We start from the raw sequence: 13,643 nt of genomic DNA, 5'->3' as shown, positions 1-13,643 counted from the left end.
ATGGCGAGGTGACCTGTGGACAGACGACGTTACAGCCCGCCATTCCACCGCATGCCAATCACCGGTAAGGCCGGGGTAACCATGCCGTCGGGCGCGCGCGGAGTTTTTCATTACCTCGCGGTGTGTGGCCCGTGTCCTCGATTGGCTAACGTTCCAGCGAGTCGTAGTTCAACGCCACGCAATCGAGTGGGAGTGATCCTGGCATGGTAAGCGATGTGAATGACACGGTGCGGCTGAGCGGGGATGTGGAGGAGCATGTCCGGCTTTACGCGGAGGCATTCAACTCCGGGGACGCCGACCGGGTGAACGCCATGTACACCGAAGAGGCGGTCGCGGTGTGGGAGCCGGGCAAGCCGCTCTCCGGCCGGGAACGCGAGGAATCCGTCGTGGAGTTCCTGGCCCGTGGGCCGCGGATGAACGCGGAGATCCGGCACTCGTACGTGACGGGTGACACCGCGCTGCTGGTCGTCGACTGGACGATCGACGGGCCGGGCGAGGACGGCACGGACGAGCACCACGAGGGCGTGGGGCTCGACGTGCTGCGGCGCGGCGCGGACGGCAACTGGCGGTACGCCATCGACGAGCCGTTCAGCCAGGCCGGCTGACCCCGGCGGCACGCACAAGGCGCCCGGGCGGTGACGCCCGGGCGCCGCTGCCGTGCGGTCGGCCCGCTGACCTGGGGGCGTGGACGCCCGGGGCGCGGGCAGGGCACCGGGCGGCACCCGGCCCGCGCCCGAGGCTCAGGCGGCGAGCGCCGCGGCCTGCTCCGCGGCGCGGTGCCCCGTCTCGATCGCGCCGTCGATGAAGCCGTGCCAGCCGCTGGCGATGCCGTCGTTGGCGAACGTGATCCGGCCGTGCGGCTGCTGGATGCGCGGCAGGTGCCGGCTGAGCTGCCCGGTCCTGCGCAGCGCCCAGCCGCCCAGCGCGTACGGGTCGCGTCCCCAGTCGTAAGCGCGGTAGCTGACGAGTTCGGCCTGCGGGAGCAGCCGGGCCAGCACGTCCCTGACCTGCTCGGGGCGCGAGGTGTCCAGCTGCTTGTTCTGGCTGTAGCCGGTCAGCAGCTGCTCGTTGTCGCTCAGCACCGTGTGCGTGAACAGCGGGGTCAGCAGCCCGCCCTCGACGTCGCGCACGTGGACCGGGCCGAAGTCGCCGCGCACCCGCAGCCAGACCCGGCTGCTGCTGTCGACGCTGATGCCCTGCCGGGCCGCCTCCGCGTGGATCTCCGGCAGGCCGGGCGCGAAGTCGATGGTGCGCCACACGTTCGTCGGGACGGCGACGACGGCGACCGGCGCGGAGAACTCGCGGCCCGTCGCCGTGGTGACGCGCACGGTGCGGCCGTCGTCGGCGATGGCGGTGACCGGGGTGTTGAGGTGCACGCGCGCCTGGGCGTCGTTGAGTATCTCCTGGAGCAGCGCGCTCATGCCGGAACGCGGCGCCTGCCCCTCGATCGTGATCCACCCCTCCAGGTGCCCGCCGGCCATGGCCCACCAGTGGGCGAGGGCCGTGTACCCGCCGACGCGGCTGCTGCCGCCGGAGAAGCCGCCGACCAGCGTGCTGATCCAGGCGTCGTCGCGGGGCGCGAGGTTCAGCCGGTCGATGTGGTCGCGCAGCGAGAGCCGGTCCTGCTCGGTGACCAGGTCCGCGCGGAGCATCGGGTGCTCGGGGTGCGGGAACAGCTCGCCGCTGTCCTCGAAGATCGTGGTCAGCAGCTTGCCGAGACGGCCGAGTGCCTCGTCGGCGCTGAACGGCTTGAGCCCGTCGTCGGTGGGGAAGACGGCCCATTCCGGTGTGGCCAGCACGCCTTCGACCAGCGGGATGCCGTAGCGCTCCAGTTCCTGGACGGCGAGGGACTGGTGGGGCGAGAGCCAGCCGCCGCCGTATTCGATCATGGTGCCGTCGAAATCGTCGGTCCAGGTGCGTCCGCCTATCCGGTGGCGGGCCTCAAGAATGACCGGGCGCAGGCCCCTGGCCCTCAGTTCGCGTGCCGCCGTCACCCCGGCGAACCCCGCTCCGATGACAATCGCGTCGTAGTCTCGGTAATCGCCCATGCTGCCCCTCGGATGAGTCTCGGATTTGTGGCACCTTTATACCGGCCGCGTCCCCGGTGCCAGTCATGCCTCGGTAACCGGTCGAGGATTACCGGCCGGTTGGCGAAACGCGGAAAGCCCAGTGGGTGCGCCCCGTTACTGCGCAGTGGTTTGCCGTGGGACATGCTCCGCTAGTTTCGGTGCACCGCGTGAGTCTTCAGAGGGGCGACGATTATGTCCGGAGTCAGGAGAGACCGAGCAATTGTGATCGGCGGGAGCATCGCGGGCCTGTTCGCGGCCCGTGTGCTCTCGGATCACTTCGCCGAAGTGGTTGTCGTGGACCGTGACGAGATCAGCGGGGTGACCGAGCCGCGCCGCGGTGTTCCGCAGGGCCGGCAGGTGCACGGTTTACAGGCCCGGGGGCAGATAATTCTGGAGGAGTTGTTCCCGGGGATCACGAAGCAGATCGTCGCGGACGGCGGCGTCATCGGCGACATGTGCGCGGACATCCGCTGGTTCCTGCACGGCAAGCGCATGCGCCCGGCCAGGACGGGGCTCGCCGCCCTGACCGTCAGCCGTCCGTTCCTCGAACGCTACCTGCGCGAGCGGGTGGCGGCCATCCCCCAGGTGCGCTTCGTCGAGCGCTGCAACGTGCTCAGCCTGGAGACCACCGCGGACCGCGCCCGGGTCACGGGCGTGCGCATGCTGCGCGAGGAGGCCGCGGGCACCGAGGAGGTGCTCGACGCCGACCTCGTCGTCGACGCCGCGGGCCGCGGCTCCCGCGTGCCCGCCTGGCTCACCGAACTCGGCTACCCCAAGGTCGAGGAGGAGCGCAAGAAGATCGGCCTCGGGTACACGACGCGGCAGTACCGCATCGTCGACAGCCCGTACGCGGAGAACGAGGTCTCCATCGGCATCGTGTCCTCGGCCGCGGAGCCGCGCGGCGCCATCGCGGCGCGCATCGAGGACGACCGGGTCACGATCACGGCCTACGGCCTGCTCGGCGACCACCCGCCCACCGACCCGGAGGGCTTCGACGCCTTCCTCGGCTCCCTGCGCGTGCCCGACGCCCACCGGGCGCTCGCCGGCCTCGAACCCGTCACCGAGCCGGTGGGCTACCGGTTTCCGGCCAACCAGCGGCGGCGCTACGAGCGGATGGGCCGCTTCCCGGCCGGCCTGCTGGTGACGGGTGACGGCGTGTGCAGCTTCAACCCCACCTACGCGCAGGGCATGACCGTCGCGGCCGTGTCCGCGCTCGTCATCCGGCGCCACGTGGCGGGGGGTGGAACGCCGGACCCGCTCGCCTACCTGCGGGACCTCGCGCGCGAGGCGGTCGACGGGCCCTGGGAGCTGATGGCGGGCGGCGACCTCGCGTTCCCCGGCGTGGAGGGGGAACGCACCTTCCACGTGCGGCTCGTGCTCGCCTACATGCGGAGGTTGCAGGAGGCGACGACCGTGGACGAGCGCGTCGCGGACGCGTTCATGCGGGTGTTCGGCCTCGTGGACCCGCCCGGCACGCTGATGCGCCCCGGGCTCGCCGCGCGGGTGCTGACCGCTCCGCTGCGCCGCAGGCTGCGCCCGGCGCGCGGGTCAGGACGGGAGGCCGCGCGCCAGCCGGCGTGAGGAACCGCGCCCGGCGGGACGGCGTGGGCCGGGGCCGCCGGGCGCCCCGGCCTCGACCACAACTACAAGTCTCGGTTAAGAAAGTCCCGCCGGGTCTCTCCGGGAAAAGGATGCCGTCCCGGCGGGCCGCATACTCGGTGTCTGGCCGCATGGCCACCGGACTTCGAGAAGGAGAACAAGCATGGCGTCCTGGGAAGAAGGCGTGATCGACAGCCCCGACTGGTCGGTTACGGAACACGTGCGCCGCTACCTCGCGACCGATGGCAGGGACGGCTACATGGAAGGCGGGATGACCAACCTGGTCCTCACCGTCAAGGGCCGGAAGTCGGGCAAGCTGTACCGTACGGGGCTGTTCTACGGGGACTACAACGGCACGTACATTCTGGTGGCTTCCGGCTCGGGCATCACGGAAACGCACCCGAACTGGTTCCGCAATCTCGTGGCCAATCCCGAGGCGCATGTGCAGGTGCGCGGCGACAAGTTCGTGGTCCGCGCGCGCGTCACCGAGGGCGAGGAGCGCGAGCGGCTGTGGAATTTCATGGCGGAGCGCGCGCCCGTTTACCGCACGCACTACGAGCCGAGGACGAGGCGCACCATTCCCGTCGTGGTGCTCGAACGCGTCTGAGCGATTACTTGCCGGTGGTCGCCGGGTTGATCGGTCTCTATAGCGTTCTTGTCGGCAAACGGTCCGCCGGCCGGGTCCTGGCATCCGGCCCGGCGGTCCGGTCGGTCCGTTTCCAGGAGGATTCGTGGGCAGGTACGCAGACAAGAAGGCCGTTGTCACCGGTGGTACGCACGGGATGGGGCTGGCCGTCGTCGAGGCGCTGCTGAAGGAGGGCGCCGAGGTGGTGCTCACCGGCCGCAACGAGAAGAACATCGACGAGGCGCGGAAGCGGCTCGACGGCAAGGCGGCGCACGTCGTGCGCTCGGACGCGGCCAGCCTGTCCGACGTCGACGCGCTGGGCGGCGTGGTCGAGGAGAAGCTCGGGCGCTTCGACTTCCTGTTCGTCAACGTGGGGATCGCCGAGCTGGTGCCGTTCGACAAGGTCACGGAGGACCACTACGACCGGACCTTCAACATCAACACCAAGGGCGCGTTCTTCACGGTGCAGCGCCTCGCGCCGTTCATCAACGAGGGCGGCGCGGTCCTCTTCACGACGTCCATAGCCGACGTCATGGGCTACCCGGGCATCACCGTCTACGGCGGCGCCAAGGCCGCCGTGCGGTCCTTCGCCAAGGGCTTCGCCGCCGAACTCCTGCCGCGGGGCGTGCGCGTGAACGCCCTGAGCCCCGGGCCGATCAAGACCCCCTCGATGGGCTACCCCGGCTTCACCGAGGAGGAGAAGGCGACGCACGAGAAGGAGATGGACGCGATCAGCCCCATGAAGCGGCACGGCAGCATGGACGAGATCGTGTCGGCCGCGCTGTTCCTCGCGTTCGACGCCACGTACACGACGGGCATCGAACTCAACGTGGACGGCGGTCTCGCCCAGGGCATCATCGCCGGCGGCTGAACCGCCGCGGTAGCGCTGCCCCCGGCCCGCCCGCGGGCCCCCGCCCCCGTCCGCGCCCACCGCGACGGGCCCAGGGCGGGGGCCCGCCGCCGTGCGCGCGGCCGTTCAGACCGCGGCCGTCCTCGGCTCGGGGGCGGCGTAGCCGGCCGCGCCGCGCGCGGACTCGGCGCGGAACGCCGCGTCGCCGAGCGCCTGGCGGACCGCCGCGGTGATCCGGTCGACGTCGCCGCTCTCGGCCGCGGGCAGGCTCGCGCCCACCGAGGCGCGGCCCGCCGCCGCGGCGCCGAGCAGGCGCGCGGCGGCCACGTGCCGGCCGGCCAGGGCCCGCGCGCCGGCGAGCCCCTCCCTGGCGAGGGCGACGGCACGCGGGTCGCCGGTCCTGCGGGCCGCGGTCAGGCCCTCCTCGTGCAGGCGGGCGGCGGCGTCCGCGTCGCCCCGCAGCTCGGCGACGAAGCCGAGCTCCGCGAGGATCAGCGCGGCGCCGAAGTCGCCGTCGAGCCGCCGGTTCCATTCGAGCCACTTGCGGAGATACGTCTCGGCGCGGTCGAGTCGCCCCTGCCGCCGCGCGGTGAGCGCGAGGCCGACCTCGGCGAACTCCTCGGCGGAGGTGTCGCCCTGCTCCAGGGCGAGCCGCCGGCCGCGCTCGTGCAGCCGCTCGGCCCCCGCGAGGTCGCCCGCGAGGAGCGCGACACGGCCCAGCTCCGAGAGCCGGACCGACGCCTCGGCCCACAGGCCGAACTCCTCGGAGACCGCCAGGGCCTGCTCGTGCCAGCGCGCGGCGCCGGTGTAGTCGCCGCCGATCTCCGCGAGCCGGCCGAGCGCCGCCATGGCCTGGAGCCGGCCCCAGGAGTCCCCGACCTCGCGGAACAGCGCCAGGCTCTCCGCGGCGTCGCCGCGCGCCGCCGCCAGCTCCCCGGCCACGGAACGCTGGACGGCCCGGGTGCTCAGCACCGCGGCCAGGCCCCAGCTGTCGCCCGCGGCGCGGAAGCCGTCGTGGGCCTCGGCCACGACCTCGCCGCCGCTGGCCATGTTGCCCGACTTCGTCATCACGTAGCCGAGGAACCAGCCGGCCATCGCCCGCTCACGCGCCTCGGGCACCAGCCCGGGCGCCCGCAGCCGGGCGGCCGTCGCGGGCAGGGCGGCGGAGTGGTCGCCGGCCAGGGCGCGCACGCCGGCCCGCCACGCCTCGGCGCGCGCGCGGAGCGCGCGGACGGTGCCGTCCCGCTCGGCCCGCGGCTCGGGCCCGCTCGCGGCCAGGGCCAGGGACAGCGAACGCTGGGCCTCGTTGAGCCGCCCGCGCAGCACCCAGTACCAGACCCGGGCGAGCGCGAGCCGCAGGGCCAGGGCGGCGTCCCCGTCGGCGACGGCGGCGTCGAGCGCGGCGCGCACGTTGCTGGTCTCGGCGTCCATGCGGCGCAGCCACTCCCGCTGGCGGGGGCCGCGCAGGTGCGCGTCGGCCTCTTCCGACAGGCTCAGGTAGTAGGCGGCGTGCTTGCGCCTGGCCCGGTCCAGCTCGCCCGCCGCGCGCAGCTGCTCCGCGCAGTAGACGGCCACGGATTCCAGCAGCCGGTAACGGGGCCCGTCCGCGCCGTGCACGACGGTGACCAGGGAGCGGTCCACGAGCCTGGCCAGGAGGTCGAGCACCTCGGCCGGCTTCACGCCGTCGCCGGCGCACGTCGCCTCGGTGGCGGCCAGGGTGCAGCCGTCGGAGTGGACCGCGAGGCGGCGCAGCACGACCCGTTCCGCGGCGGTGAGCAGTTCCCAGCTCCAGTCGATGACGGCCCGCAGCGTGCGCTGCCGCTCCGGAGCGTCCCGGCGCCCGCCGGTGAGCAGGCCGAGCCGGTCGCCGAGCCGTTCCGCCAGCTGCTCGACACCCAGCACGCGGACGCGGCGCGCGGCCAGTTCGAGGGCGAGCGGTATGCCGTCGAGGCGCCGGCAGATGGCGGCCACCGCCTCCGCGTTCTCCGCGGTCAGCGCGAAACCGGGGGAGGCCGCGGCGGCGCGGGCGACGAACAGCCGTACCGCGCCCGACCGTTCGATGGTCTCCGGGTCCGCGGCGTCCTCGGGCAGTTCGAGCGGCGGCACGCGCCACAGCAGTTCGCCGGTGACGTCGAGCGGGTCCTGGCTCGTGGCCAGTATGTGCAGCCCGGAGGCCGCGCCGAGCAGGGTGTCGGCGAGGGTGGCGGCGGGGCCGATGACGTGCTCGCAGTTGTCGAGGACGAGCAGCAGCCGCTTGCCGCGCAGCGCGTCGGCGAGCCGTTCGGTGAGGCCGTTGGTCCGGCCGTCGGGCAGCGGGCCCGCGGTCGTGTCGTCGCGGACGCCCAGGGTCCCCGCGACGACCGCGGCCAGGTCGTCGGCGGTGCACGCGAGGTCGGGGCGCGGGGAGTGGCCCTGGCCGGCCAGCTCCACCAGCCAGCAGCCGTCGGGGAAGGCGTCCGCGAGCTGCGTGGCCGACTCCACGGCGAGCCGGGTCTTGCCGACGCCGCCCGGGCCGGTGAGGGTGACCAGGCGGCTGGCGTGCAGGTGGTCGCGGATCTCCGACACGGCGCCCGAGCGCCCGATGAGGTCGGTGACCGGGGAGGGCAGGTTGGTCTGGGGCGGCGCGGAACGGCCGCCGGTCGTGGCATGCAGAGCGGGGCTCTGCACGAGTATCTCCTGGTGCAGGGCGGTCACGTCGGGCCCGGGGTCGATGCCCAGTTCCTCGCGCAGCCGGGACCGCAGGTCGTGGAAGCTGTCGAGGGCCTCGCTCGCGCGGCCCGCCCGGTACAGCGCCCGCATGTGCGCGGCGCGGAGCCGTTCCCGCAGCGGGTGGCGGGCGGTCAGCTCGCCGAGTTCGGCCGCGAGCGGGCCGTGTTCGCCGAGTTCGAGCCGCGCCTCGGCGTGCTCCTCCAGGGCGACGAGGCGCTGCTCCTCCAGGCGGGCGATGGCGGCCCTGGGGAACTCCTCGTCGGCGAAGTCCGCGAACGCGGGGCCGCGCCACAGATCGAGGGCCTGCGCGAGCAGGGCCGCGCGCTGCCCGGGGTCCGCGGCCTTGCGGGCGCGCAGGGTCAGGGCGGTGAAGCGGCCGGCGTCGACGGCGTCGGCCGGTGCCTGTAACAGGTAGCCGGGCGCGCGGTACGTGATCAGGTCGCGGCCTCCGGCCCCGGCGAGGGTGCGGCGCAGCCGCGACACCCTGGTCTGCACGGCGCCCATCGGGTTGGCCGGCAGGTCCTCGCCCCACAAGTCGTCGATCAGCCGGTCCACGGGGACGACGCGGCCGGGATCCACGAGCAGGTCGGCCAGCAGCGCCCGGACCTTGGCCTCCCGTACCGCAAGCAGCTCCCCGTCCGCGCCCCACACGGCCAAGGGCCCCAGAACCCCAAATCGCATGGGGACACCGTAACTCTTCGCCTGTACAGGGGCATTGGCGCAGGCGACCGCAAGCGGAGTGACAGCGGACCGCAAGCGCCCCGGCGCACAGTCTGACGGTAACCACCTCTGGGAACCGGAAGGCAGCAATGAGCAAGCTCGCAGGCAAGAAGGCCGTCGTCACCGGCGGCACCCACGGCATGGGTCTCGGCATCGTCCAGGCCCTGGTTGCCGGCGGCGCCGAGGTCGTGTTCACCGGCCGCAACGAGAAGAAGATCGAGGAGGCCAGGTCGGCGGTCGACTCGAAGCTGGCGCACGTCGTCCGCTCGGACGCCGCGAGCATGGCCGACATCGACGCGCTCGGCACGCTGGTCGAGGAGAAGCTCGGCCGCGTCGACTACCTCTTCGTCAACCACGGCCTCGCGGAGATCGCGCCGGTCCAGGAGATGACCGAGGAGATGTGGGACCGGGCGTTCGCCATCAACACCAAGGGCGCCTTCTTCACGGTCAAGCGCCTCGACCCGCTGCTGAACGACGAGGGCGCCATCGTCTTCACCACCGTGTCCAACGACACGATCTTCCCCGGCCTGACCGCCTACTCGGGCTCCAAGGAGGCCGTGACGGCGATAGCCCAGGTGCTCGCGGCCGAGTACCTGCCGCGCCGCATCCGCGTCAACACCCTGGCCCCCGGCTACATCGACACCCCCTCCATGGGTGTCCCCGGCATGTCGGCCGAGGAGCGCGAGGCGTTCATGAAGCAGGGTGACGAGACGACCCCGTTCAAGCGCCACGGCACCATCGAGGAGATCGCCACCGCGGCCCTCTTCCTCGCGGTCGACGCCACGTACACCACGGGCGTCGAGCTGGCCGTCGACGGCGGTTTCGCGCAGGGTCTCGGGAGCTGAAAGCAGGCCCAAGGGCACCTACTTCCACAGCTTTTCATCAGGGCGAGGCATCGGCACCGCGGAAAGCGGCGCCGATACCTCGCCCTTGCCTTTTTCAGGTCCATTCCGGCCCCGAACGCGCAAGAGAGATTTCGCAATTACTGAACCGTGGGCGTCTGGATATCGCGGTATGTATAGTCGTGGCCAGAGCATGGCGCAGTGACCGGCGCCGCGCTCACGCACGAGTACAGTCTCGACCTTCCACGGGGGCAGTCATGTTGCATGATCACGCGCGGTTCGGTGATCTTCCGGAACCGGTGATCCGGCCGATTCTGTATCTGTAAGGGGGGCCAGCTCCCGACGCCAGAGCGCGGGAGTCCGGCTTTCGGCACGGCGGTAACCGACGTGTGCCGCCCCCCACTTCTTCCCGGCTTCCTCCGCGTGCGCCCGAATCGTTCGCGCCACGCGTAGAGGTCATCCGTGCCGGGAGAACGGCGACGCCTGTCCGGGTCCCATCGCCCGCTGCCTGTTTCCCGCCTTCCAGGACGACGTCCTCGCAACCCCGTTGTCGGCGCATCGCCCGATGCTGCCGTCCGTCGTCCCGAGGCGCGCGCCGTCCAGCCGTCATGGCCGCGTGCCGCCGAGAAGTCAATCAGGCATTTTCAGCCACTGTCGCATTGGAGTTTTCTGATGAGTCTTCGTCGATCCGCCGACAGAACGACGGCTCCGCGCGCCGTCGGACGCCGTTCCCTGCTCAAGGCCGCGGGTGCCTCCGCCGCCGCCGCGTCGTTCGGCGCCACGCTGCTGCCGAGCCGCGCCTCGGCCGCGGACGAGGAGGTCCTGTCCGACGTCATCATCATCGGTGCCGGCTACGCGGGCGGCACCGTGGCGCGGGAGCTGAGCGCCCGCGGCATGCAGCCGGTGGTCCTTGAGGCGCGCAACCGCCTCGGCGGGCGGATATGGACCGACACCTTCCTCGGCCAGCAGATAGACCTGGGCGGCGGCTGGGTGAGCCCGGACCAGCACCTCGTGATGGCCGAGTACCAGCGCTACGGGATGTCGTACGTGGCCGAGGCCGCGGCGGACGTGCACGTCATGCCGGGTGAGAGCGGCTTCCAGTCGCTGGCCCCCGAGGAGGCCGTCGGACGCCTCGACCCGCTGGTCGAGCAGTTCATGGAGGGCTCGCAGCAGTACTTCGAGCGCCCGCACGACCCGCTGTACCGCAGCGACCTGATCGCGGAGGTCGACCAGCTGTCCTTCGCCGACCGCATCGCCCAGCTCGACCTGTCGCCGCTGGACAACACGTGGCTGAGCGGGTACACGAGCGTCTACGTCGGGGCCGACAACAACCGCGGCGCCATGACGACCCTCGCCCAGTGGTGGGCCCTGGGCGGTTTCACCTCCGCTGGTTGGCACGCGCAAATGAGTCAGAAGCCCACGACCGGCGGCATGGTGTCGCTGCTGAACTCGATGCTGGACGACTCCTCGGCCACCGTCGTGTACAACAGCCCGGCGACGCGGGTCGTCGAATCCGGCGGACTGGTCCGGGTCACCGCCGGGCGCCGCATCTACTCCGCGCCCGCGGTCGTCGTGGCCACGCCGGTGAACATGTGGAGCTCCATCGACTTCAGGCCAGGACTGCCGCCGGTGCACGCCGCGGCGGCCACGAACAAGCTCGGTGTCGCCCACGCGACGAAGCTGTGGATCCAGATCAGCACCCCGAGCGCCACCTACGGGCAGGGCACGGTCAACTCGCCGATCCAGATGCTGCTCCCCGAGCGCATCCTGCCCGACGGCACGCGCCTGATGATCGCCTTCGGCGGGCCCTCGCTCGACCTGACCAGCAAGGACGCCGTGCAGAGCGCCGTGCGCGACTACATACCCGGCGCCACGGTCCTCGAATACCGGGCGCAGGACTGGGGCGCCGACCCGTGGGCGCGCGGCGGTTGGGGCATGCGCAGGCCGGGCGACCTGCTCCAGCAGCTGCCCGCCATCCAGCAGCCGCACGGAAGAATCGTTTTCGCGGGCGGCGACATCGCTAGTGGCTGGAACGGTGCCTTCATCGAGGGGGCCATCGAGTCCGGCTTCACGGCCGCCCAGCAGGTGGCCGCGCTGGTGCCGTGACGGTGCCGTGACGGTGCCGGCGGCCGGGGCGAAGTGACTCGCGGGCCGTGGGATGCGGGGCGGCAACGCCCGGTCTTCCACGGCCCACTCGGCGGTCATCGCCGGAAACCGGCCAGGGAGGTCGCGTCGATGAGCTGAGGGTGACCGGGGGGTGGACCCGCCCGAATACCTTCGAACCACGTTCCCGGCGCGGGAACCTCTAGGAAGGTGGAGTACTTTCGCCATGACCACCGACACGACCACCGAGACCGATCTCTACAATCTCGACCTCACGGACGACCCCGAGGTCCAGAACGCGGTGTTCCTCCGGGCGTTCAACTCGGGCGACGGCGCCGCATTCGACCGGCTCTACCGTGACGACGCGATTTCCAACCTCTCAGGGAAGCCGCTCACGGGGAACGAGCGGACCGAGGCCATCAAGCAATTCCTGGCCACCGGTCCCAGTCTCGACTCCAGCATCAAGTACGCCTACACCGCGGGTGACACGATTCTCGTCGTCGTCGATTTCAACCTCGAAATCACGAACGACGCGGGCGAGCGTCAGAAGATCCACGGCACCTGCACGGACGTGCTCAGGCGGGTCGAGAACGGCAAGTGGATGATGGCCATCGACCGTCCGGTGGCCGACAAGCTCCCCGTGTAATCACCGGCCGCACGGCGATCGGCTCCGCGCGTACACCTGCCAAGCGCCGCTGTGAGCCGGGGCCGTATCGCCCCCGTGCGCGCCGGACGCCCGTGGGACGGCACCCGGCCGGGCCCGCCCCGCGCCGCCGCGCCGCCCATCGCGAGGAGAAACCGTCGACTGTGAGGAAGGATCACCATGGCTGAGCGCGAGGTCGAGTCCGTCATCGAGGCCATCCGGGACGCCGTTCCGCGGCTGCGCGCGAACGGGCAGGAGGCCGAGGACAAGCGGTGGCTCCCTGAGGAGAACATCGCCCTGCTGGAGAAGGCCGGCGTCTTCCGCGCCGCCACGCCGCGCCGCTTCGGCGGCCTCGACCTGTCGTTGCCGGAACAGGCCGATGTGCTGCGGGAGATCAGCCGCGGCTGCGGCTCCACCGGCTGGGTCTCCATGGTCTGGATGTCCTCGGCCGGTCTCGCCACGCTCTTCCCCGACGCCGCCCAGGACGAGGTGTTCGCGGGCACGTCGGTGCGCATCTCCGGCGGTTTCACGCCGAGCGGCACCCTCACCCGCACCGAGGGCGGCTACCTGCTGAACGGCACCTGGCGGTTCAACACCGGCTGCCGCGGCGCCGACTGGAACATCGCCGCCGCCATACTCCAGGAGGCGGACGGGTCGCACTCCGAGGCGGTCGCCATCCTGCCGATGGACCAGTTCTCCATCGCCGACGACTGGAACACCTCGGCCGCCGCCGCGACCGGCAGCTCAAGCACCACGGCCAAGGACGTCTTCGTCCCCGAGCACCGGGTCATCAGCTACGAGTCGGCCATCCTCAACAACACGCCGGGCCGTACCGCGCCCGTCACGCCCGGCCGCGGCTACCGCCTCTTCAGCTACATCATGGCCGTGTGCGCGGGCACCTACGTGGGCCTGGCCGAGGGCGCGCTCGAACTGTTCCGCGAGCGGGTGCCGGGCCGCGGCATCACCTACACGTCCTACGAGGACCAGAGCAGCCACCCGCTGACGCAGATCCAGGTCGCCACCGCGCACAACAAGATCGCCGCCGCCCGCGCGCTGCTCGACGACCAGACCGCGATGCTCCAGCGCCACGCCGACGCCGGCGGGGAGCCGAGCGAGGAGGAGAAGGCGCACGTGCGCGGCAAGACCTCCTTCGCGATCGACCTGTGCCGTGAGGCCGTCGACATCCTGTACTCGGCCGGTGGCGCCAGCGTCATCCAGCGCAACGTCCCGCTCCAGCGCTTCTTCCGGGACGCGCGCGGCCTCGCCCTGCACGGCCTGCTGCTCGCCAGCACGAACCTGGAGGTCCAGGGGCGGGTGCTGCTCGGGCACGACCCCGAGACGCCGTTCCTCTGACGGCCGTCCAGTCCCGCCGGGGAACGGCCGCGGGGGTCCGCCCGGGGCCCGCGCGGCCGTTCCCCGGCGCGGCCGGGTCCGCGCCCCGAACTCTTTCGCCCGCGCGATAAATCACCCGCTGAAATCGCCG

Annotated in this window: 10 protein-coding genes; 8 read left to right on the top strand and 2 right to left on the bottom strand. The window is 72.0% G+C overall.

Annotated features, from left to right (window positions below):
* Positions 1-215: 215 nt before the first annotated feature.
* Entirely contained in the window at positions 216-605 is a 390-nt protein-coding gene (locus LC193_RS06265) for a YybH family protein (RefSeq protein WP_226072373.1), read from the top strand.
* 135 nt (positions 606-740) lie between these two features.
* On the opposite strand, the gene LC193_RS06260 is transcribed toward LC193_RS06265, so the two are convergent.
* Positions 741-2,048: a flavin monoamine oxidase family protein gene (locus LC193_RS06260; protein ID WP_226072369.1), complete on the bottom strand. Its 1,308-nt coding sequence runs from the start codon at positions 2,046-2,048 to the stop codon at positions 741-743.
* A gap of 213 nt (positions 2,049-2,261) precedes the next feature.
* On the opposite strand from LC193_RS06260, the gene LC193_RS06255 reads away from it, so the two are divergent.
* From LC193_RS06255 to LC193_RS06245, 3 genes are all read left to right on the top strand, one after another.
* On the top strand, positions 2,262-3,650 hold the full coding sequence (locus LC193_RS06255; protein ID WP_226072366.1) for an FAD-dependent oxidoreductase: 1,389 nt from the start codon (positions 2,262-2,264) through the stop codon (positions 3,648-3,650).
* Positions 3,651-3,831: 181 nt separating this feature from the next.
* A complete protein-coding gene (locus LC193_RS06250; protein ID WP_226072363.1) occupies positions 3,832-4,275 on the top strand; it encodes a nitroreductase/quinone reductase family protein in 444 nt (147 codons plus the stop codon).
* Positions 4,276-4,399: 124 nt separating this feature from the next.
* Positions 4,400-5,164, top strand: a complete 765-nt coding sequence (locus LC193_RS06245; protein ID WP_226072360.1) for an SDR family oxidoreductase — start codon at positions 4,400-4,402, stop codon at positions 5,162-5,164.
* 105 nt (positions 5,165-5,269) lie between these two features.
* Here LC193_RS06245 and LC193_RS06240 read toward each other — a convergent pair whose 3' ends face one another.
* Positions 5,270-8,533, bottom strand: coding sequence for a BTAD domain-containing putative transcriptional regulator (locus tag LC193_RS06240; RefSeq protein WP_226072357.1), 3,264 nt, complete (start codon positions 8,531-8,533; stop codon positions 5,270-5,272).
* Positions 8,534-8,661: 128 nt separating this feature from the next.
* Here LC193_RS06240 and LC193_RS06235 point away from each other — a divergent pair, with 128 nt between their 5' ends.
* The 4 genes from LC193_RS06235 (at position 8,662) to LC193_RS06220 (ending at position 13,513) form a co-directional block, all read left to right on the top strand.
* Entirely contained in the window at positions 8,662-9,417 is a 756-nt protein-coding gene (locus tag LC193_RS06235) for an SDR family oxidoreductase (protein WP_226072355.1), read from the top strand.
* Positions 9,418-10,086: 669 nt separating this feature from the next.
* Positions 10,087-11,520, top strand: coding sequence for a flavin monoamine oxidase family protein (locus tag LC193_RS06230; protein ID WP_226072351.1), 1,434 nt, complete (start codon positions 10,087-10,089; stop codon positions 11,518-11,520).
* Positions 11,521-11,743: 223 nt separating this feature from the next.
* Positions 11,744-12,163: a YybH family protein gene (locus tag LC193_RS06225; protein ID WP_226072349.1), complete on the top strand. Its 420-nt coding sequence runs from the start codon at positions 11,744-11,746 to the stop codon at positions 12,161-12,163.
* Positions 12,164-12,340: 177 nt separating this feature from the next.
* Positions 12,341-13,513 carry an acyl-CoA dehydrogenase family protein gene (locus LC193_RS06220; RefSeq protein ID WP_226072347.1) on the top strand — a complete coding sequence of 391 codons (1,173 nt, stop codon included), beginning with the start codon at positions 12,341-12,343 and terminating at the stop codon, positions 13,511-13,513.
* Positions 13,514-13,643 lie beyond the last annotated feature (130 nt).

The organism is Streptomyces marincola (genome assembly GCF_020410765.1).
Lineage (GTDB): Bacteria > Actinomycetota > Actinomycetes > Streptomycetales > Streptomycetaceae > Streptomyces > Streptomyces marincola.
The sequence above is the reverse complement of the archived record's forward strand: the minus strand, read 5'-3'. Positions and strand labels throughout refer to the sequence as shown.

Bases quoted from the DNA above. Each gene is read 5' to 3' on its own strand.
- LC193_RS06260 (WP_226072369.1), bottom strand. From the start codon at position 2,048: ATGGGCGATTACCGAGACTACGACGCGATTGTCATCGGAGCGGGGTTC.
- LC193_RS06255 (WP_226072366.1), top strand. From the start codon at position 2,262: ATGTCCGGAGTCAGGAGAGACCGAGCAATTGTGATCGGCGGGAGCATC.
- LC193_RS06250 (WP_226072363.1), top strand. From the start codon at position 3,832: ATGGCGTCCTGGGAAGAAGGCGTGATCGACAGCCCCGACTGGTCGGTT.
- LC193_RS06240 (WP_226072357.1), bottom strand. From the start codon at position 8,533: ATGCGATTTGGGGTTCTGGGGCCCTTGGCCGTGTGGGGCGCGGACGGG.
- LC193_RS06235 (WP_226072355.1), top strand. From the start codon at position 8,662: ATGAGCAAGCTCGCAGGCAAGAAGGCCGTCGTCACCGGCGGCACCCAC.
- LC193_RS06230 (WP_226072351.1), top strand. From the start codon at position 10,087: ATGAGTCTTCGTCGATCCGCCGACAGAACGACGGCTCCGCGCGCCGTC.
- LC193_RS06225 (WP_226072349.1), top strand. From the start codon at position 11,744: ATGACCACCGACACGACCACCGAGACCGATCTCTACAATCTCGACCTC.
- LC193_RS06220 (WP_226072347.1), top strand. From the start codon at position 12,341: ATGGCTGAGCGCGAGGTCGAGTCCGTCATCGAGGCCATCCGGGACGCC.